At 62.5% G+C, this 272-nt stretch carries 1 pseudogene; it reads left to right on the forward strand.

Annotation, left to right across the window (positions count from 1 at the left end):
- Nucleotides 1-272: pseudogene (locus ACPYOI_RS36280) on the forward strand (homocysteine S-methyltransferase family protein); the annotation flags it as partial.

The following is a 272-nucleotide window of genomic DNA, read 5'->3' on the forward strand; positions in this document are numbered from 1 at the left end:
GGCTGGAATCTGGGCGCGGCGATCGAGCATGTCGACGCGGCGACCAATGGAGCGCCCGCCTACTATATGGTCAACTGCACGCATCCAATCCACTTGCAGCCGGGACTGGATGCGGGCGCGCCATGGATGCGCCGTTTGCGCGGATTCTGCGCCAATGCCTCCTCGAAGAGCCATGCCGAATTGGACCAGGCGACTGAATTGGACGAAGGCGATCCGATCGACCTTGGCGCGCGCTACCGTGCGCTGCGGAAATCGATACCGTCCCTTAGCAT

Source organism: Rhizobium sp. SVR5-2C (assembly GCF_056755115.1).